At 59.0% G+C, this 20,404-nt stretch carries 13 protein-coding genes, 3 tRNA genes and 1 pseudogene; 1 reads left to right on the forward strand and 16 read right to left on the reverse strand.

The window, feature by feature from the left end; genetic code table 11:
* Positions 1–236: 236 nt before the first annotated feature.
* The 10 genes and pseudogenes from FHT86_RS09230 to FHT86_RS09275 all read right to left on the reverse strand — a co-directional run bounded on the left by FHT86_RS09230 (position 237) and on the right by FHT86_RS09275 (position 6,727).
* Entirely contained in the window at positions 237–968 is a 732-nt protein-coding gene (locus tag FHT86_RS09230; RefSeq protein WP_409527574.1) for a 5' DNA nuclease, read from the reverse strand.
* A gap of 5 nt (positions 969–973) precedes the next feature.
* On the reverse strand, positions 974–2,278 hold the full coding sequence (gene nuoF / locus FHT86_RS09235) for an NADH-quinone oxidoreductase subunit NuoF (protein ID WP_028754009.1): 1,305 nt from the start codon (positions 2,276–2,278) through the stop codon (positions 974–976).
* A 55-nt stretch (positions 2,279–2,333) separates the two neighbouring features.
* A pseudogene (nuoE, locus tag FHT86_RS09240) lies at positions 2,334–3,113 on the reverse strand (NADH-quinone oxidoreductase subunit NuoE); the annotation flags it as partial.
* 15 nt (positions 3,114–3,128) lie between these two features.
* Positions 3,129–3,446, reverse strand: a complete 318-nt coding sequence (locus FHT86_RS09245; RefSeq protein ID WP_133706518.1) for a hypothetical protein — start codon at positions 3,444–3,446, stop codon at positions 3,129–3,131.
* Positions 3,446–4,636, reverse strand: a complete 1,191-nt coding sequence (locus FHT86_RS09250) for an NADH-quinone oxidoreductase subunit D (RefSeq protein ID WP_133706519.1) — start codon at positions 4,634–4,636, stop codon at positions 3,446–3,448. Before FHT86_RS09250 ends, FHT86_RS09245 begins: the two co-directional genes overlap by 1 nt.
* Before the next feature lie 67 nt (positions 4,637–4,703).
* Complete coding sequence (locus FHT86_RS09255; protein WP_133706520.1) at positions 4,704–5,306, reverse strand: NADH-quinone oxidoreductase subunit C; 603 nt, start codon at positions 5,304–5,306, stop codon at positions 4,704–4,706.
* 18 nt (positions 5,307–5,324) lie between these two features.
* Positions 5,325–5,906, reverse strand: coding sequence for a NuoB/complex I 20 kDa subunit family protein (locus FHT86_RS09260; RefSeq protein WP_133706521.1), 582 nt, complete (start codon positions 5,904–5,906; stop codon positions 5,325–5,327).
* Entirely contained in the window at positions 5,897–6,433 is a 537-nt protein-coding gene (locus FHT86_RS09265; protein ID WP_133706522.1) for an NADH-quinone oxidoreductase subunit A, read from the reverse strand. The genes FHT86_RS09260 and FHT86_RS09265 overlap by 10 nt, the downstream gene beginning before the upstream one ends.
* Before the next feature lie 88 nt (positions 6,434–6,521).
* Positions 6,522–6,598, reverse strand: a tRNA-Asp gene (locus FHT86_RS09270).
* A 52-nt stretch (positions 6,599–6,650) separates the two neighbouring features.
* Positions 6,651–6,727: transfer RNA gene (locus FHT86_RS09275), tRNA-Asp, on the reverse strand.
* Positions 6,728–7,119: 392 nt separating this feature from the next.
* Between FHT86_RS09275 and FHT86_RS09280 the strand changes: the two genes are divergently transcribed.
* Positions 7,120–7,195, forward strand: a tRNA-Val gene (locus FHT86_RS09280).
* Positions 7,196–7,295: 100 nt separating this feature from the next.
* On the opposite strand, the gene FHT86_RS09285 is transcribed toward FHT86_RS09280, so the two are convergent.
* The 6 genes from FHT86_RS09285 to FHT86_RS09310 form a co-directional block, all read right to left on the reverse strand.
* On the reverse strand, positions 7,296–7,532 hold the full coding sequence (locus FHT86_RS09285; protein WP_133706523.1) for a hypothetical protein: 237 nt from the start codon (positions 7,530–7,532) through the stop codon (positions 7,296–7,298).
* A gap of 86 nt (positions 7,533–7,618) precedes the next feature.
* Positions 7,619–8,920 (reverse strand): capsule biosynthesis protein, encoded by a 1,302-nt coding sequence (locus FHT86_RS09290; RefSeq protein ID WP_133706524.1) that lies wholly within the window; start codon positions 8,918–8,920, stop codon positions 7,619–7,621.
* On the reverse strand, positions 8,917–10,494 hold the full coding sequence (locus tag FHT86_RS09295; protein WP_246779412.1) for a sulfatase-like hydrolase/transferase: 1,578 nt from the start codon (positions 10,492–10,494) through the stop codon (positions 8,917–8,919). Before FHT86_RS09295 ends, FHT86_RS09290 begins: the two co-directional genes overlap by 4 nt.
* Before the next feature lie 142 nt (positions 10,495–10,636).
* Complete coding sequence (locus FHT86_RS09300; RefSeq protein WP_133706526.1) at positions 10,637–11,491, reverse strand: SDR family oxidoreductase; 855 nt, start codon at positions 11,489–11,491, stop codon at positions 10,637–10,639.
* Positions 11,492–11,509: 18 nt separating this feature from the next.
* Positions 11,510–12,931, reverse strand: coding sequence for an aminotransferase class I/II-fold pyridoxal phosphate-dependent enzyme (locus tag FHT86_RS09305; RefSeq protein WP_133706527.1), 1,422 nt, complete (start codon positions 12,929–12,931; stop codon positions 11,510–11,512).
* Positions 12,928–20,400 carry a type I polyketide synthase gene (locus FHT86_RS09310; RefSeq protein ID WP_133706528.1) on the reverse strand — a complete coding sequence of 2,491 codons (7,473 nt, stop codon included), beginning with the start codon at positions 20,398–20,400 and terminating at the stop codon, positions 12,928–12,930. Before FHT86_RS09310 ends, FHT86_RS09305 begins: the two co-directional genes overlap by 4 nt.
* Positions 20,401–20,404 lie beyond the last annotated feature (4 nt).

Here is a 20,404-nt window from a genome sequence, read left to right on the forward strand (position 1 = left end):
CCTATGTCACGTCTGCCGCCGAACCTGGCCGCAGACAATTTCATGACCGCAATACCGTCTCGCCACCGGCACGGCATTTGAGCCGCGTGGCACCGGTCTTGCTTACAATCACCTTTGCCGAACCTTGCCCCCACAAGACCAGCATCCCGGCTGGAACATTGCAGGCCACGCCTGCAACATGCTCACCGCCTTATTTCACGCTCTTCGGCCGCTTGGGGCATAGCCGAAGAAAACTCTCAATTCCGGCCTTTCGGCTGGAGTGCCTTTGCCTGACCGACCCAGTCGTCGCGACGGATACGGCCGTCAAAACCGAGCTCCGCATCGATCCGCTCGATATCCGCCTGATTCCAGGCCGCCAGATCGGCAAAACGCAGAATGCCCCGCCCGTTTAGAACCTGCTCCAGCTTCGGACCGATGCCCGAAATCAGCTTCAGGTCGTCTGTCTTCGCGGCCGCCTTGCGACGACGCGGGGAAACGGCAGCCGGCTTTGCCGCGTGAGTCTCCGCAGCAACGACCTTGGCCTTAGCCTTGACTTTGGCCGGAGCCTTTGCTGGCGCAGATTTCGCTGCGACCGGCTTCGGCTCGACCTTCTTCACATTGGCCGGCTTTGCTTCGACCGGCTTGGCAGCGGGCGATGCCTTCACCGGCTTCGCCTCCCCCGCCGCATCACCTTTTGCCGCCGGCTTTTCCTCGGCAGCGGCATTTTTCTTCTCGTCAAGCGCGACCGCGAGCTTGTTGGTCGCCTCGACCGCACCTTGCAGCGCGCCGAAGAACGCGCCCGCCATCTGCGATGAGAAGCCGAACCCGATCGCGGTGGCCGCAGCAAATGCAGCCGCCGGATGCGCCATCAACGGGTGGATCGGCAAGACAGGCGAATTGCGCAGCATATCCGCGGCAATACGGCTGGGCTCGGCCGATGCATCGGCCGCTCCGCTGTTCTGCCTGGTATCTGAGGTCTTCGCCATCATCGTCCTTACTCGGCCGCTTCCAGCACCGCACCGTGGCTCGTCGCATTGGCCGTATATTGGTCGATGCGCTTTTCGATTTCCGGGCGGAAATTGCGGATCAGGCCCTGTACCGGCCATGCGGCAGCGTCGCCGAGCGCACAGATAGTATGACCTTCGATCTGCTTGGTCACCTGGAACAGCATGTCGATTTCGCGCTTCTGCGCATTTCCTCGGGCCATACGCTCCAGCACGCGCCACATCCAGCCCGTGCCTTCGCGGCACGGCGTGCACTGGCCGCAGCTTTCATGCTTGAAGAAGGCCGAGATACGGGCAATCGCCTTGATGATGTCGGTCGACTTGTCCATGACGATCGCAGCCGCCGTACCGAAGGACGACTTGACTTCGCGCAAGCCGTCGAAATCCATCGGGCAATCGATGATGTCGGCCGCCGGAACGACCGGGCACGACGCGCCGCCGGGAATGACGGCAAGCAGATTGTCCCAGCCGCCGCGAATACCGCCGCCATGCTTCTCGACCAGTTCGCGGAAGGTGATGCCCATCGTTTCTTCGACCGTGCACGGACGATTGACGTGACCGGAAAGCATGAAGAGCTTCGTGCCAACATTGTTCGGGCGGCCGAAGGAGGAGAACCAACCGGCGCCGCGACGCAGGATCGTCGGGGCAACGGCGATCGACTCGACGTTGTTGACAGTGGTTGGGCAGCCGTAGAGACCCATGTTGGCGGGGAACGGCGGCTTCAGGCGCGGTTGGCCTTTCTTGCCTTCCAAGCTTTCGAGAAGCGCGGTCTCTTCGCCGCAGATGTAGGCGCCGGCACCGTGATGAACAAAAACATCAAAGTCCCAGCCGAGCTTGTTGTTTTTGCCGAGAAGTCCGGCATCGTAGCATTCGTCGATCGCCGCCTGCAGGGCTTCGCGCTCACGCATGTATTCGCCGCGAACATAAATATACGCGGTGTTCGCACCCATGGCGAAACCGGCGATGACGCAGCCCTCGATCAGCGTATGCGGATCGTGGCGCATGATATCGCGGTCCTTACAGGTGCCTGGCTCGGACTCGTCGGCATTAACGACGAGGTAATGCGGACGGCCGTCGCTTTCCTTCGGCATGAAGGACCATTTGAGGCCGGTCGGGAAGCCGGCGCCACCGCGACCGCGCAGCCCCGACGCCTTCATCTCGTTGACGATCCAGTCCCGGCCCTTCTCTAGGATCTGCTTGGTGCCGTCCCAGTGGCCGCGGCTCATCGCGCCTTTCAGGGATTTGTCCTTGAGACCGTAGATATTGGTAAAGATGCGATCCTGATCCTGTAACATACCTTACCTCTTACTCAGCCTTGTTGCCGACAGCCGTATTGTCTTCTTTGGCGGGAGCTGCCTGCGGATGTTCGGCGGGCAATGCCGTCTTGCCATCGGCCGGGCTCTTCAGCGCCGGATTGGTCTCAGCATCGCTGCTGACGGGCTTCGCTGCCTCGGATGGCGGCACAGCGACCGTTTCGGCGACAACCTTAGCACCGGCCTTCTTCTTCGTCTTCGTCGCCGGCGAATCCAGAAGCGATGTCAAACCACCTTCCGGTGCAGAGAAAAAGCGATCGATCTGCGGGCCGGTCGGGACTTCGCTGCCCTTGCCTGCGACGAATGCATCGATGATCTCTTCGAGACGTTCCGGCGTCAGATCCTCATAGGTATCCTTGCCGATCACGACCATCGGTGCGTTGACGCAGGCGCCCTGACATTCGACCTCTTCCCAGGAGAGCGTACCTTCGGCATTGCGCTCGAGGGCATGGGCGGCGATCCTGCTCTTGCAGACCTTCACCAGGCCTTCGGCGCCGCGCAGCATGCAGGGCGTCGTGCCGCAGACCTGGATATGGGCGCGGCTGCCAACCGGATGCAGTTGGAACTGCGTGTAGAAGGTGGCAACTTCGAGCGCGCGGATATAGGCCATATCAAGCATATCGGCGATCTTTTCGATGGCCGCCTTGGTGACCCAGCCATCCTGCTCCTGCGCACGCATCATCAGCGGGATGATCGCGGATTGCTGGCGGCCCTCGGGATATTTCTTGATCGTCTTTTCCGCCCAAACCGCATTCTCATCGCTGAAAGCGAAAGCGGCTGGCTGGAATTGATCTTCGGCTAGTCGACGAACGGACATCTTTCACGCCTTATCTCAGTTTAAGGACCCACACCGCGTATCCGTCAGAGACGAAAATTCGCAGGCGTAGGCCGACTGGTCTTTCTGCATAAACACAACGAACTTGCCGCCGTTCGGCACAGCGGCCTTTATTTCATAGCCGCGTGACACGAGATCGGCCATGGTCGATACCGCGCTCTGCGAAGCCGTATTTCCGCTCTTCGCAACATTCGAGCTTTTCGCATTCGAACCTTGCACAGAGATGCTGGGCAACGTCTGCGTCTTGCCGACCTGCTGAGCCGAAGCCCCGGAAGCAACAAGAAGCACAGCAACGATGACCGGCCATAGCTGCATCAGCGATCCACCTCGCCGAACACGATGTCGAGCGAACCGAGCACGGCCGCGACGTCGGCAAGCTGATGGCCGCGGCACATGAAATCCATGGCCTGCAGATGCGCATAGCCCGGAGCGCGGATCTTGCAGCGATACGGCTTGTTCGAACCATCGGAGACGAGATAGACGCCGAACTCGCCCTTTGGCGCTTCGACGGCGGCATAAACCTCGCCGGCCGGCACGTGATAGCCTTCGGTGTAGAGCTTGAAGTGGTGGATCAGCGCTTCCATCGAACGCTTCATCTCACCGCGCTTCGGCGGCACGACCTTGCCGTCGAGCGAAGAGACCGGACCGGTCTTCGCATCGCCGAGCAGGCGATTAACGCACTGCTTCATGATGCGGACGGACTGGCGCATCTCGATCATGCGGATCAGATAACGGTCGTAGCAATCGCCGTTCTTGCCGATCGGAATGTCGAATTCGAGATCGGAATAGCATTCATAGGGCTGCGCACGGCGCAGGTCCCAGGCAGCACCCGAGCCGCGGACCATGACGCCCGAGAAGCCCCAGGCCCAACAGTCTTCTAGCGAAACGACGCCGATATCGACGTTACGCTGCTTGAAGATGCGGTTGCCGGTCAGAAGGTCGTCGATATCGTCGAGCGCCTTCAGGAAGGGATCGCACCAAGCGCCGATGTCCTGAACGAGCTTTTCCGGAAGATCCTGGTGAACGCCGCCCGGACGCACGTAGGCCGCATGCATGCGCGAGCCCGAGGCACGCTCATAGAACACCATCAGCTTTTCGCGCTCCTCGAAGCCCCAGAGCGGCGGCGTCAGCGCGCCGACGTCCATGGCCTGCGTCGTGACGTTCAGAAGATGCGACAGGATGCGGCCGATTTCCGAGTAGAGTACGCGGATCAACTGGCCACGAATCGGGATTTCGATGCCGAGCAGCTTTTCGACGGCAAGCGCATAAGCATGTTCCTGATTCATCGGCGCCACATAGTCGAGGCGGTCGAAATAAGGAACGGCTTGCAGGTAGGTCTTCGTTTCGATCAGCTTTTCCGTGCCGCGATGCAGCAGGCCGATATGGGGATCGACGCGTTCCACAATTTCGCCGTCCAATTCAAGGACAAGACGCAGAACGCCGTGCGCCGCAGGATGCTGCGGACCGAAATTGATGTTGAAGTTGCGAACGTTGTGTTCTGTCATGGCGGCGATGCTCGCGTTTTCAGATATTCAGTGAATGGCAGGCTTTCGCCCGCCACACGCCATCAAATTATGCCTTCGCCTTTTCATCGCCCGGCAGCACGTAATCCGTGCCTTCCCAAGGGGACAAGAAGTCGAAGTTGCGGAATTCCTGCTTCAGTTCAACCGGCTCGTAAACGACACGCTTTGCCGCGTCGTCATAGCGAACTTCGACGAAACCGGTGGTCGGGAAATCCTTGCGCAGCGGATGGCCTTCGAAGCCGTAGTCGGTCAAGAGACGGCGCAAGTCCGGATGACCGGTGAAGAGAACGCCGTACATATCCCAGGTTTCACGCTCGAACCAATCGGCGCCAGGATAGACGCTGCAGGCCGACGGGACCGGCTGATCTTCGGCGACCGGAACCTTGACGCGAATGCGCAGGTTCTTCTTCGGCGACAGCAGGTGGTAGACCACATCGAAACGATCGGGGCGCTGCGGCCAGTCGACGCCGCAAATATCCGTCAAATTGACGAAACCGCATTTGGCGTCATCACGCAGGAACGTCAGCAGCGCGACCACATTTGCAGCTGTTGTCGTCACGTTCAGCTCGCCATACTTGATCTCGGACGACGAAATCAGGGCGCCGCGAACTTCCGCGAGATAGGTGGCGAGCTCGTTCAGGGCTTCACTCATATTGCCTTGTCCCCTGCCTTACCGTTCGATCGTGCCGGTGCGCCGGATTTTCTTCTGCAGCAGAAGCACGCCGTAAAGCAGCGCCTCCGCCGTGGGAGGACAGCCCGGTATATATATGTCGATCGGCACGATGCGGTCGCAACCGCGTACAACCGAATAGGAATAGTGATAGTAACCGCCGCCGTTGGCGCAGGAGCCCATCGAGATGACGTAACGCGGCTCCGGCATCTGGTCATAGACCTTGCGCAGGGCCGGAGCCATCTTGTTGGTCAGCGTGCCGGCGACGATCATCACGTCCGACTGACGCGGCGAGGCGCGGGGCGCGAAACCAAAGCGCTCGACGTCGTAACGCGGCATGGAAACCTGCATCATTTCAACGGCGCAGCAGGCAAGACCGAAGGTCATCCACATCAGCGAGCCGGTACGGGCCCAGTTGATCAGCTCGTCGGTCGAGGTGACCAGGAAGCCCTTGTCGGCGAGTTCATTATTGATCTCGCCGAAGAACGGATCGTTGCTGCCAACCGGCTTGCCGGTTGCGGGATCAATGATCCCCTTCGGCTGCGGCGCAACGAGCGTCGTGTTGCTTGGGGCTACTCCCATTCCAGGGCTCCCTTCTTCCATTCATAGATAAAGCCGATGGTCAGCACCGCCAGGAACACCATCATCGACCAGAACCCGAACCAGCCGATTGCACCGAAGGATACGGCCCAAGGGAAAAGGAAGGCTACTTCCAGGTCAAAGATGATGAAGAGAATCGACACTAGGTAGAAGCGGATGTCGAATTTCATGCGGGCGTCGTCGAATGCGTTAAAGCCGCACTCATAGGCCGACAGCTTTTCCGAATCAGGCGCCTTGAAGGCGACGGCAAACGGCGTGATCAACAACGCCAGGCCGATCACCACGGCAATACCAATGAAAATCGCTATCGGAATATAGGAACTGAGTAGTCCAGTCATCATGTCCATCCCTGCTTGCCATGGGCGCCGGGGCGGCGCCTCTGAGCAAATGCCCAGCAAGCGAAAGAGCGTTGCAACAAAGCCGTGGTTAGCGCAGCCGGGGCGCGGGCGCAAGCCTTTTGAATGTGTCGTTTCAAGCACTACCGGACTTGGCTTATCAATATGCTGCAACGATATCGCGACAAATCCGCGCAAACGCGGAGCGGCTTTTTCGCACTCGCAGCAAATTGATGATTGATTGTAATGGCTTGAAACAAAATGGCGCGAGTGACGGGGCTCGAACCCGCGACCTCCGGCGTGACAGGCCGGCACTCTAACCGACTGAGCTACACCCGCGCATTGTTTGACCCATCGGCCAGGCGAAAAATCCGGAATTGATGCTTTAAAATGGCGCGAGTGACGGGGCTCGAACCCGCGACCTCCGGCGTGACAGGCCGGCACTCTAACCGACTGAGCTACACCCGCACTTCATTTCAAGCATTCCGGACGCTTTCGCACCCATCAAAGCGGCCTTGCCGTTCGATGAGCGGCTAACTACGGGGTTCGTGTTTGGGTGTCAAGCAGGTTTAAATACAAATCCATGACAGAGTGCGAATTGTTTTCACAACCGCCGCCGACACATTTCGGCTCCATCGATTTGGCATGGCAGGTTCGCGTCTCACGCATTTCAAAAGCGGCTCATACGCGCCTCTCTAGCCAGGGCTGCTTTCGCGAAAGTGCAAAGTGTTGATATCGCCCTGACGGAGCGACGCCATCAAAAAAATCAAAAAATCTTCACAAACACTCTTGCGGTTTTTTGCCGTTCCGCATAGATCACGGCCACCGAACGCGGCGGGCAAATGCACCGCTTGCTATAAGGGCGATTAGCTCAGTTGGTAGAGCGCCTCGTTTACACCGAGGATGTCGGGAGTTCGAGTCTCTCATCGCCCACCATTTTCCAGACATGGAACTGATTGGCTGAGATAATAGTTTGCTGACTAGCCGGCAGCGCTTTTGCGCGTACGGACAGTACCACCGCCTATTCAGCGCCCATTCAATAGTTACCGGTAATCACGATCGTCAGTAGTACCGCTGAAACAAGCACGAGGGCTGCGATGATTGCCAGCAGCTCCTTCAGCATAAAACGTTCCAATTTGCTGCCATCCATGACGTTTGCTCCCTGCAAACCGCTTATTCGCTCTTTGTCCCAACGTCGAATCGCTGCGTTAAGTTCACCGCGAATCCTCACATAAGTGGCCGTTATGTCAATTTCAGGATTAGCGATTGCCAAAGGTGACTCTTATGCTTGGCAAAAGATGAACACCGTCGCTTTTCCGAGGCTGATCATAGATTCTTGCTCAATGATCATTCGAACAGTCAGGGAATCTCAATCTTCATCGGCCTTCGCCGCGGTTGCGGGTCGGTATAAGCAGCCGGCAGATTGACAGTCTGCGACAGAAGACGCGTGACGATCTCAGCCGATGCAGACCGTGCACCGGCGCGGGAATAGAAGTTCCCGCGCACCTGGACGGATGCGCCAAGCAGCTTCAGAAATGCGCTGCGAATGTCGGATGACGGCGTCGCTGGATTGTCCCAGAAGAGATCAAGCGGCTTTTGGTCGGTCAAACCTTCGATATCGTAGATGGCTGCTCCCAAAACTTTTACCGCCCTATCAGTTTGCAGGGCAGAAAGTGCGGCCGTGGAATTGACCGTCACCATGCCTCGGCTCGCCGAGATCAATTTTTCGAGATTGCCGCCGTCGATAAAATGGACGCGGGACGACAAGGCAAGCTTCGCACAGATGCCGTCGATATAACGTTTCCAGTCGACGAGGCCATTGTCGAGCGGATGAAGCTTTATCACCAAATGCAGGTCCGCAGCCGCATGTGCAGCAAACGACCGCAGGATCTGCCTGATAGCATCCTGTTGCTGGTGGAATGGCGAGTGTGAGCGCAGTTGATAATCCGTCTGAAGCTGCAGGGGATAGACGAAGAATCGCGTCCTGTCAGCGATCAAGCGCTCGCTCGTAGCCTCAGCGTCCTGTGCGCGCCTGCCGCTCGATAGCAGCCGGCGGAGCCAGCCCACATATTCCACCAGCGGATGATAGAGCGCATGGCGCTGATAGCCGGGATAGAGAAACCACAGAAAAGCATTGGGAAGATTGTAGAGGAGATCATACCCCGCCTCTGCGAGGAAGCTGTGACTGAAGCGACGGGTCCAATCCGGTTCAGGAAGGCTCGACGCAGCCTGAACAATGTAGCGTGGATCGACAGGAAAGCGGGAATTGGATGACATTCCGTCACGCTCAAACGTCACCCAATCCGGCCGCAGGTATCCCATCTCGACGACATTGATACTGGCGCCCCATCGTCGCGCCTCTTCGATGGCAACTTGATGATACGGACGCTCCTCACCGAGAAGAATCACGTCCGTGACTTTGCCGGTCTCGATTCGGCAGCGAACGTAGTCGCGCCAACCGGCAAAGCCGCCGCGATAACTGAAGGCGCCGCGGTAGCGCCAGAATATCCAGTCGCCTGGGTTGAGGTTGATGCGGATGCAACGGTGGCCTGCGGCTTCCAGTCCCCTGGCGATTTCAACGAAAAGCGGGGAGGACGGCCCTTGCAGGAAGAGAAAGACGCGCTGAGAGGCCGCTGCATCCCCCTGCCCGCCGGCTGTCACTCCGGAACCTCGGTGCTAAGGCCGGCGTAACGCAGAAGCGTGCCGATGAGATTCCACGGCGCTTCTTCCTGCGGCGGCATCGGCTTTTGCGAGTGCGACCGAGCGCGGCCGAGCGGAACGATGATGTAGTCCGTGCGCGGATCGGGGAAAGGATCGGCGAAGGCCTTCAACAGCGGCGCGTGATCGCCGTAGAACAACAGCCACACAGGACGGTCAAGCCGATCCAGATGATGCGCAAGATTGCCGAGCGCATGGTCGGCGCGCATCAGGAGCTCGCTATAGATATCCACCGGATTCGTCAGGTCGCCGCAGCGACCGGGCTCCCAGGGTCCATGATTCGCCATGGAAGCGACAAAGACGAAATTTTTCGCGGTGCCATCCCCATCAATGGCCCGAATCACGCTTTTCGTCAGCGACAGGTCGCTGACATAGGGGCCGTCACGTTCGGGTCGATGGTCGAATTCGTCCAGCATCATCATCCGGTCGAAACCGAGCTGCGGCATGGCCTTATGGCGCAGGAAAAAAGTCTTGTCGTAAGGGTGGATGAACTGCGTCTTCCAGCCGGCCTTCCGCAGCCGCTGCGGCCAGACGACATCCTTGTAGTGGCTGGCACGCAGATAGGGATAGCTCGCGTCGATATGGACGTTTTCGGGCAGGAGACCGCTCAGCACCGCAAACTCGGTGCGCAGCGTATAGCCGCCCTCGAAGACGCTGGTCATTCGGCCCCATTGCGCTGCTTGATCGCGCAGCCGGTCAAGATTGGGCAGTTTGACGTTTTCCACGCCGAAATGTCGGAGGTCGATGAAGGATTCTGATTGCCATATGACGATCAGCGGCTCGTCGTCGCCATGCTCCCAAAGCTCATGAAGGGCGGAAATGAAGCGTTCCGACAGTTGCGTGACGATCGCCTCGCGCCTCACGCCCACCCAGATGACAAAATGAAAGACAACGGATTCAAATGTGCCGAACCTGACCGTATCCTTCTTGACGTCGACCTTGCCGAGAACGTTCTGCGTGAAACGGCAGACGGGGTCACTGACGATCCTGCTGAACAAAGCGAGCCAGGGACCGAAGGCGATCGCCAACATCACAAGAACCCAAAAGAAGCCGTTGTGATTGGGCAGGATCGACGGCTCGAAATACATATAAAGAGAGCTGACGCCGAACACATAGGAAAGCGCGATGACCCAGAAGAAGATATTCAGAGACGTCGCGTAGAAAATCTCTTTGTATTTGAAAACGTCAACCACGAGAGCGATGTCGGAGAAGACCAGAGGCTCGCGGATGAACTCGAATTTTGCGCGCGAAATTCCGGTGAAGATGACGAAGAAACTGATCGCACCCTGCGCGCCGTAAATCGGGCGCCAGGAAATCGCAAAGAAGCCGGCGTAGATAAGGGCGATGACAGGAATTCGTGCGGCCCACTCAAAAGCCAGTCGCTTCAAATTTCTCTCTGTATGATTTTGCTTGTTGACGAGGGCGGGCATCGCGAACGGATCGGTCAGGAATATGACGACGCATGAAAAAGCGAAGCAGGCAACCGTCAAAAGAGCCGGAAAATCATGAATTCTCAAAACTATACCGTCCAAAAATTGTAGTCGCTGCAGCAACTTCCGAAAACCGGAAAGAACTAGCCGCCAATTCTAAATTTTATCGTCTTTTTACCCGCGTCCCGTCGAGACCGCAGGTGCATTACATGAATTATGGAAACTGCATTCAGCTTCGATGATCAAAGCCTCTGTCCATCGCGTCGGCAAGGCTTCCATCCCGTGCTTGCCCAGATATTTTTCTTAGCCTGCGGGAAAACCACCACATTAATAGCGGCTTTATCAACGGACCGAAATAGCTGAGAGCGGCCAGTGACAATCCAAAGTGAATTTGCGTTCTGCCGCGATCCAGGCCGCGGACAATTTTCGCCGCCACGGCTTCGGCGCTCCACGGCTTGACCGTCCCCATCAGAAGCTCCGCTTCCGCGGGCCGAATCGACATTTCACGGCGATATTGCGGAGTGAGCGTATCCGGCGGGAAGCAGATCGAGACACGCACCTCGGAAATGCCGGCTTCAGCGCCCAAGGCCTCCGCAAATCCGACCAATGCCGACTTGGAAGCGCAATAGGCGGTGTAACCATAAATACCGATCAAGGCCGCGCCGGATGAGATCATCATGATCTTGCCGCTGCGGCGCGTCTTCATGCCCTTATAAACAGCCCGCACGACATTCGCCGTTCCGATGAGATTGGTGGTGATCTGTTCGTCGAATACCGCGGCTGGCATCCTATCGAAAGCAGAGGGCTCGACGATACCTGCCGAGGCGATCAGGACGTCGCAAGGCCCGAAGGAGCGTTCACAGTTCTCGACGACTTCCAGAACCTGATTGGCGGATGCAACATCGACGGAGGCAACCTGGATACGCGAAGGATCAGCGCCGGAGATGGCCGCGATCTCGACGTGCGCCTGTTCCAGACGTCCGGAATGACGGGCGAGAAGGGAAACCCGATCGCCTCTGATGGCATAGAGCTTAGCTATCGCCAGGCCGATTCCGCTTGAGCCTCCGGTGACGATAACATGCATGAACTGATCGCCTTGATGTTATGCCTTGCCGGAGGCTTGGCGCGTCGGCAACAACTGCATCACCTTGTCCATGTCGATGGACCCTAGGCCGAAATTCCGATCCTGTAAATCTTTGAGTTTTCGGGCAGTTACAGCGACAGAATGGCGGATTTGCTCTTCGGTGTGATTGCAAGTGATGAAAAAGCGCAGGCGTGCCATACCCTCGGGTACGGCCGGATGAATGATGGGCAAAACATTGATGCCCTCGCTTAGCAGATCGTTGGAAAGCTGCACCGCTCGCAGGGAATCGCCGACGATGACGGGAACGACGGAAAAACCCAGGCTCAGACCGGTATCGAGGCCCGCCGCCCTGGCGCATTGCAGGAAAAGACCGCCGTTGCGCCTCAGTCGGGCGGCTCTGTCCGGTTCCGATTCCAGAATTTGCAGGCCGGCGATGGCCGCCGTCGCCAAAACGGGAGCGAGGCCGACACTATAGACGAAACCGCCCGCCTCGGCCTTCAAGATATCGGCGAGCGCGCTGCTGCCGGCGATATAACCGCCGCAGCTCGACGTCGTCTTCGAGAGCGTTCCCATCCAGATGTCGACATCGCGCGCGTCGATCCCAAAATGCTCGAAGGTGCCGCGGCCGTTCTTGCCCAGGATGCCGAGCGCATGCGCCTCATCTACCATCAGCCAGAACCCGTAGCGGGCCTTCAGCTCCAGCAATGCCGGCAGGTCGGCAACATCGCCGTCCATTGAATAGACGCCTTCGACGACGACCAGGATACGGCGAAAGTCCGAGGACAGCGTCTTCAGGATAGTTTCCAGATTTTCGGCGTCATTGTGCTTGAACAGGCGCCGCGCCGCGCCGGAAAGCTTGATGCCGGCAAGTGCACTGTTGTGGATGAACTCATCGTGGATGACCAGGTCCTGCGGCCCCAGCAGACAGCCGATCGTCGCGACATTGGTCAGGTAGCCGCTGACGAAACAGACGGCGGCATCGACGCCGTAGAGTTTGGCAAGCTCCTGCTCCAGTTCGACATGTACCGGCCGCTCGCCGGCGACAAGGCGGCTGGCTGAGGCAGAAATGCCAAAACGGTCGATGGCCTCCTTTGCACGGGCGGCCACGAGCGGATCGGTGTTGGTGGCGAGATAATCGTAGGAGGCGAAGTTGATGAATTCACGCCCGCCCATTCGTGTCGTCGCGCCAGCGGCGATATCATGCGAACGATAGAAGGGATTGGCGATGCCCGCCATCTCACCCGCAATCTTCTGAGTCATGACACGCTTATATTCCGGCAAATCCTCGAAGCGCTGAGCTTGACGGACTGGCTGTTGCGGCTGCCTGTTCAGCCGTTCCGCGCGGTTGCGTCCGGAGGATTCGTTGGCACGGCGCATCTGCTCCAGCAGGCTGCTTTTCTTGTCACCGGGCGAGACATCGTCATTGGCGTCTTGCGTCATGACTGAGCGGCTCTCTTCTGCTGCGGCTGCAAGGAGTGGCTTTGCACCAGTCGGCTGACCACTTGATCCTCGCTCGCCGCCGAGCCTTCCGCCTCTCCGCCACCGCGGTTCATCACCCTGTCACGCAACCGGCTAACGACGTCACCGACCGTAGTCCCCTCCCCAACCCCACTCAACGGAATGTCGAAACCGGTCTTCTGCTGGAAGCTCATGCCAAGCTCCATCGCCATCAGGCTGTCGAGACCGATATCCTTCAACACCTTGTCCGGAGTGATCATATCTTCGGTCACGCGCAGGATCGCCGCAATTTCCGAGGCGACGAGTACGTGCAGAGCCGCTAGCGCCTCGTCCTCCGACTTGCCTTTGATCAATTCCCTGAGATCGATAGTGTCGCCATCATTCAGGGACTGATTGCCACTCGCATGGCGCATCAGCGACTCGAACAATGACCGATTAGCGATCGGTAACATGCGCGCGGCGCCCCAGTCGATTTCAGCGATCATAACGGCTGCAGCATTGACCCTGCCGGTATCGGCAAGCATGTAGCGCTCGACCTGCTCCAGCGCATCCCGCGCCTTCAAAGCGGCCTTGCCGATACGCTTGGACAAGAGTTCGTTGACCTCGATATTGCGGGCAAGGAATCCTTTGTCCGAAATGGCGCCAAAGCCGACGGCAAGCGCCGGCAGGCCAGCGGAGCGGCGCGCGCGTGCCAAACCTTCGAGGTAGCCGTTTGCAGCGACATAATTCGCCTGGCCCGGATTGCCGAGCATCGTCGTTGCCGACGAAAACAGCAGAAACAAATCGAGGCTGTCGTTCAGAGTCAATCGATGAAGAATGTCGGCGCCCCGGACTTTCACCTCGATGACCGGCCGGTTACGCTCCGGCGTCAGGTTGGCAAGAAGCCCATCGTCCAGGACCATGGCGGCATGAATGATGCCCTTCAGCGCCCCCTCGGAGCGAAGAGAGCCAAGCAATGTCTCGACGGCAGCTTCATCCGTGATGTCGCAGGCATGCAGCGTTGCCACTACGCCTTTCTTTTTCCATTCGTCAACGGTCTTCAGCGTTTCCTCGTCGGCCACGCCCCGGCGCGAGCACAGCGCAATGCAGCGTGCACCTTTGGACACTAGCCAATCGGCAGCGGCGAGGCCGAAACCGCCGATCCCGCCAGCCACGAGGAATATACCGGCGGAATCGAGCCGAAGCGGTTGGGCCGGCGCCGGCAAGACATGATCGACGCCAAGAACAGGCGGGCGAACCACGATCTTGCCGATGTGGCCAGCATTCTGCATCAGCCGGAAAGCGCTGCCGATCTCGTCGTAACCGAAGGCCCGATAGGGCAGCGGCGTCAGCTTGTCATCGGCAAAGAGCCGGCCAATCTCCGCAAAGATCCGCTTGGTTAGGGCGGGAGCGTTGACCAGCAACTGGTCGGCATCGATGCCGAAATAGCTGATATTGCGGCGGAAGGGGCGCAGGCCGATCTTGCGGTCGGAATAATAATCGCGCTTACCCAATTCCAGAAACCGTCCGAACGGCTTGACCAGCTCGATGCTCCGCTCCATCGCTTCGGAGAACAGCGAATTCAGAACGAGATCGACGCCTTCGCCTCGGGTGATGCGGCGAACGCCCGCAACAAAATCCAGCGAGCGGGAGTCGAGCACATGGTCGGCGCCAAGCATTTGAAGGAAACGGCGCTTCTCGATCGTGCCCGCAGTGGCGATCACCTTGGCGCCCTTGAGTTTGGCGATCTGCAGTGCGGCAAGACCGACGCCGCCAGCTGCGCCGTGGATCAGGATTGTTTCGCCGGGTTGGATATGTCCGAGCTCGACCATGGCGTAGTAGGCAGTCAAGAAGGCAACGGGCACTGTGGCCGCGGCAACCGTTTCCATTGTTTCAGGCAGCTTGGTGACACCATCGCGGCGCACGCGCACATGCGTCGAAAACGCGGCGGGGCCGATGCCCATGACCTTGTCGCCCGGCTGGAGGTCGCCGACTGTAGAGCCGGTTTGCAGCACGCGACCGGCGAACTCCATGCCGATCGTCGCGCCGGCGAACCCGTCCTCCAGTGCCTCTTCCGGCAATAGGCCCATTGCCCACATGACGTCGCGGAAATTGAGGCCGGTGGCTTCGACGGCAATGATGACCTCGTCGTCCGACGGCGCCGGCATATCAGCCTCTTCCCAAACAACGCTGTCCAACCGGCCGCTGGTATGTTGCCGGATCGCCGCCGCGGCAACATCGCGACGGTTCGTCTCGGTCACGGCAAAAGGTCCCGCCAAGGCCCGGATTTCGCGGATATCGCCGGTTACCCTGTCGACCACCCATTCCCGGTTATTGGTCTCGGCAAGAAGCAGGGTCTCAACCGCCGCAATCGCGCGCTCGTCGTCCGTTTCGGCGTCAAGTAGGTGCACGTCGAAGGTGTCGTATTCGTTCTGCAGAACGCGCGCGAGGGCCCACAACCCCGCATTGGCGCCATCAATCCGCTCGCTGGCCAATGGCGAACCGCCCGGAGCCATGATCACAAGGCACGGCCTGTCGTCCTGAGCATATCGGGTCAAGGCATCCGTCAGGTCCGCAATCGCCTGCAGCCGTATCTGCGACAACTCGGACGCGTCGCTGCCGCCTTCCCGTTCTGCCACATAGAGTATACGAAGCGGATGATCGGACGATGCCAGGACATCGGCGAGATTCGAAGACGCTGTTCTCACATCGACTATGACCGTTCGCATATCGGAGATGCCGATGTTGCTCTCTCCACGCTCAGACAGAACTAAAAGCGGCGTATCGAAGCGGGATACGGCAGGTTTGTCTTCGGAATGACCGTCCGACGCGGCCGCAGCCGTGATCAGCACACCCTCGGGAAAGACCTGTTCCTCAAGCTGCGCCCTGCCGAAGCCGAGCGTCGCGAGGATATCCTCGACCTGCTGCAGCGTGCCAAGCTGGCCCACGGGGAATTCAGGCGACTGGCTGCCGGCGAACCACGCTTCCGACAGGCCAAAGGCAAAATCGTTGAAGACGCTAGGCGCACGATCGGCGAACAGGAGTTGCGCGCCACGTGCGGCGGTGGTGCGGATGGCGGCTCTCAACCCATCGTCATAGGACAAAAGATGCTGGCTCTGATCACCAGACGCGACAATAATGTCGGCGAGCGGTTGATCGACCAGCTTGCCGGGCTCGGTGACGATGACATGCGCGTTCCGCTCGAAAGCGATTTCAAGCGCGCGGCGCACCTGCTCCCGCGGCTCGACTATTATCAGGCTAGCGCCGGCTTTGGCCGCAATCGCCGCTAGCCGCTGGCTGAAGGCTGTGGATGTCGAACCCGCTTCCAAGATGTGGCCGATAGTGCCTGGATTGGTCTCGACAGCAACCACCAATGCTTCAGCAATCAACGAAAGCCGCCTGCTGCTCAAAGGAGAGTGAACGAGCACGTGCTCCAGCGTCGCCCCTCCCACCGTATGAATAACCGCCTCGGCGCGTTGTTGGCCCAGAACGTGTTTGTGGACGGCAGCCAGTCGCTCTAGGGTTTCGCGATAGGCATTGTTAACGAGAACGGCTTCGGCAACCCGGCCGGCATCCTCACGATAAAGCTCCTGCAGGACGTCGCTCACCGGTGGCAAGGTGAAATCAAGCGGAACATGCCACTCGCCATCAACAGCCGAAGCAATGCCGGCATCCTCCAGAATATAAAGACAGTTGACCAGAAACGGCCGGAATTCCGGATCATCGGGAAGGTTGGAAAGCGAGACCGCTCCGTCTCTACCTGCAATCGCCAGTGCGATCTCGTGGCATGCCCGATAGATGGCCGCGTCAAGAAGCAGGGTCGCACTGTTGAGCGAGTGATTTCCATTGAGCCCATGCAGCGCCGAAGCATCCGGCAGCGCCAGGTTCGACATTGGCTCTCGCCTGAAGATGGTCGATGGCACGGTCTCATAGTGGAAGGCGACCGAATCGAGCGTCGTGTGCCGGCGCAGATAAGTGCGGCGGAAGCGGCAATCGTCGAAAGCGGCAATCTGACCGCCAAGGGCGTCGAACATCCGGAAACGGGCCTTGATCGAATTCCGACTGAACCGTTCGATCTCTATGACCGCTTTGGCAACCGGTCTCCCCTTGCCCGCTACCCGCACCGCGCCGAAGCGAACCGGAATATAGGGAGCTCCAGCCTCGTCGCCGGACAGTTGATCGAATAGCGCCACAAGACCATGGAACGCCGCATCGACCGACATCGGATTGAGATTGTAAGTTACGAACGGATGTGTGGGAGCGGCTGCCGGCTTGAGGTCCACTTCGATGACATCGCGCCCGAAGGCGACAGCCTTCGACAAAAGTCTGAAATGCGGACCATATTGCAGCCCGAAACGCTCCGCCGTTTCATAGGTCTTCTCGGATGTCAGGACGGATTTCCGCTCTTCGGTCCGCCATTCGGCGCGGTCCTCGGCCGCGCCATTCGCGATCGGCTTGCGACCGCGCGCAATCGCATGAACGGTCCAGTCGTCATTGCTTAGGCGCTCACGCGACCGAATTTCGATATCGCCAGTCTCAGGAGACAGGACCGTCGACAGTTCCACCATGCGGTCCTGGCGCAGTTCTAATGGTCTGACGATTTCGAGGTTGCCGATCTCGACCTCATCCGTCTGGTAATATCGCTGAACCGCCGTGACGGCGATTTCAATGAAGCCGCTACCCGGCAGGATCGCCTTGCCGTCGACAACATGTTCAGCAAGATCAGCAAAAAGATGCGCGTCCAGATGGTTCTTCCAGGTGGAGCCGTTAGGGTCGGTGCGCCAGCCGAGCAGGGTGTAAGGGCTTTTGCCGTCCCGGCCGAATATATCGATCTCGTCTGATGTCGGCTGCGAACGCAATTCCACCGGCTCGAACGGCAACGGCGGCAGTTTGACGAAAGCATTGCGCGTGGCGCTGCCGCGTGAACGCAGCGCCGGCGCGCCATGAGCAACGGCGCGCGCAAAAGCCTGTGACACCGGATCGCGGCCGCGGAGTGGGGTCTCCCGCAGCAATGTCGGTATTGCAACCGCCTGCATGGACGCCTGCTTGGCGATATCTGTCACATAGTTCGACAGGATCGGACGCGGGGCAATTTCAATGAACAGATTGCATCCGCTCGCCATAGCCGCCTGGCAGGCGCTCTTGAAAAGCACCGGATCGCGGACGTTGCGCCACCAATATTGGGCATCCAACAGGCGACCATCGCAGGCAGCGCCGGTCACTGTCGAGATGAAGGTGCCGGTGCCAGCATCCGGCGCGACATCCGGCAAATCGGCGAGAAAAGCGTCCTTCGCCCTATCGATGATCGGATGATGGAAGGGATAGTTGATATCGAGGATATGCGCGACGATTTGCGACTTGCGGGCGGCATCCTTGAACGCCTCGATCTCGTGGACGGGGCCGGAAATCGTTATCGAATTCGGCGCGTTAATCGCAGCGACACAGATGTTATAAAGTCCATGAGATTTGGCGAATGCGAGTGCTGCGTCCTCGTTGAGGACGACCGCGGCCATCTTGCCTTCACCGGCGAGAAGATCCTGATGCAGCGAACGCTTGGCAACGATCGCGACTGCCTCTGCTGCCGTCAGCGCTTTGGCCGCATAGGCGGCGGCGATTTCGCCAACGGAGTGGCCGAGGACGGCGTCAGGCCTCACACCCAGCGCCGCCAGGCAATCCGAGAGGGAAGCTTGAATTGCAAAAAGCACAGGCTGCGCAATCTTGGTGTCGGCGAGGCGCAAAGACAGGTCGGAGGAAACCAGGATATCCGTCAGCTTCTCGCCGAGATAATATTCGAAGAGCGCGCTGAACGATTGGAAACACTGCCGGAAATGGCTGTTTTCCTGATAAGCCTCGACGCCCATGCCCGCCCATTGCGAGCCATTGCCGGAAAAGACGAAGGCAATCTTGACCGCCTGGCCCGGCACTTCACCGGTTTCCCCGATAGAATTTTCACCCGCAAGATGCGCATCGATCGCTGCAAACACTGCTGCGCTATCCTTGGCTTTAGCTGCGAAACGGTGGCGCATCGGTTCGCGATTGGCGGCAGCGGACGCGATGACCTGCCGGGCTTCCTTGGGCTGGGCGCGCTCGAGACGGGTCCTGTAGTCCTCGAGCAGCTTCGAAAGCGCCGAAGCAGTGTGGGCGCTGGCAACAAAAATCGTGCCGTCGCCTCGCATCTGTGGTTCAGGTGGGGCGACCGGATCGGGATCACTGATGACGACATGGGCATTCGTGCCACCGAAGCCGAAGGAATTGATGCCGGCAAAGCGCGGCCGTTTGGCCGGAAGGAGCTCGATGGCCGATGTGTTGACCCGAACGTTCAAGCCTTCGAAATCGATGGTTTCATTCGGCTGCTCGAAATGCAGCGATGCCGGCAGGAAATTGTTCTCCAGCGCAATCATCGCCTTCAGCAGGCCGAAAAGGCCCGAAGCAGGCTCGGTATGTCCGATATTGGACTTGATTGAACCGACCGGCACCGGCGCCCTGCGGTTCTGCCCAATCACATCGCCGATCGCCCAAATCTCGGCGGGATCACCGACCCTGGTTCCCGTGCCGTGACCTTCGACGAAGGCTATGCGATTGACGTCGATGTTCTGCCCTTCATAGATCGAACGCAGCAAAGCAGCTTGCGCGTCCCGCGACGGCAGCGAAATGCCGTTCGTGCGGCCGGAAGAATTCACCCCCACCGCATGGATCCGCGCGTAACTGCGATCTTTCTCGCGCAAAGCCCGATCCGTCCTGCGCAGGATAATGGCGGCACCGCCTTCTGCGCGGACGTAGCCGCGGCCATTGTCGTCATAGGCGCGGCAGAGCCCTTCCGGCGACAACATGCGTGCTTGGGAAAAGCCGACGAAGGATAGTGGGTGGACCAGAAGGTTGATGCCGCCGACGATTGCCGTGTCGATATCGCCGCATTCCAAGGCCCTCACCGCCTGATCGAGCGCCACAAGCGACGACGAACAGGCCGTGTCGATCGTCATGCTGGGCCCGCGCAGGCCGAAAATATGTGAAATGCGATTGGAGACGATCGAGAGTGTGTTGCCCGTCATGAAATATGGGCTGCCGGATGCCGGATCTTCGGCGGTGAGATTACCGTGGTCGAGTGACGAAGCTCCGACATAGACGCCGACCCTCTCGCCTTCGAAACTGTCGACAGGCAAGTTCGCATCTTCCAAAGCCCGCCAGACGAGGTTCAGAAGGATGCGCTGCTGCGGATCCATCTGCATTGCTTCTCGCTGTGAGAGGCCAAAGACTGCGGGGTCGAAAGAGTAGATGTCCGCCATGACGCCGGCGGCGTAACTGTAAGTTTTTCCTTGAGTGCCAACGACAGGATGCCAAAAACGCGCGAGATCCCAGCGTTCATCGGGGATATGGCCAACAGTGCAACGACCTTCCTTGAGGACGAGCTGCAGCTCTTCAATCGAACCCGCCCCTGGGGCGACACTCGCCCGCCCGATAATTTCAATCGTCATGATC

It is taken from the genome of Rhizobium sp. BK313, from assembly GCF_014193655.1.
Taxonomy (GTDB): Bacteria; Pseudomonadota; Alphaproteobacteria; order Rhizobiales; family Rhizobiaceae; genus Rhizobium.

Excerpts from the sequence above, each read along its gene's own strand:
- nuoF (WP_028754009.1), bottom strand. The coding sequence starts at position 2,278 with ATGTTACAGGATCAGGATCGCATCTTTACCAATATCTACGGTCTCAAG.
- FHT86_RS09300 (WP_133706526.1), bottom strand. The coding sequence starts at position 11,491 with ATGCATGTTATCGTCACCGGAGGCTCAAGCGGAATCGGCCTGGCGATA.
- FHT86_RS09310 (WP_133706528.1), bottom strand. The coding sequence starts at position 20,400 with ATGACGATTGAAATTATCGGGCGGGCGAGTGTCGCCCCAGGGGCGGGT.
- FHT86_RS09250 (WP_133706519.1), bottom strand. The coding sequence starts at position 4,636 with ATGACAGAACACAACGTTCGCAACTTCAACATCAATTTCGGTCCGCAG.
- FHT86_RS09230 (WP_409527574.1), bottom strand. The coding sequence starts at position 968 with ATGATGGCGAAGACCTCAGATACCAGGCAGAACAGCGGAGCGGCCGAT.
- FHT86_RS09255 (WP_133706520.1), bottom strand. The coding sequence starts at position 5,306 with ATGAGTGAAGCCCTGAACGAGCTCGCCACCTATCTCGCGGAAGTTCGC.
- FHT86_RS09305 (WP_133706527.1), bottom strand. The coding sequence starts at position 12,931 with ATGACGCAAGACGCCAATGACGATGTCTCGCCCGGTGACAAGAAAAGC.
- FHT86_RS09245 (WP_133706518.1), bottom strand. The coding sequence starts at position 3,446 with ATGCAGCTATGGCCGGTCATCGTTGCTGTGCTTCTTGTTGCTTCCGGG.
- FHT86_RS09260 (WP_133706521.1), bottom strand. The coding sequence starts at position 5,906 with ATGGGAGTAGCCCCAAGCAACACGACGCTCGTTGCGCCGCAGCCGAAG.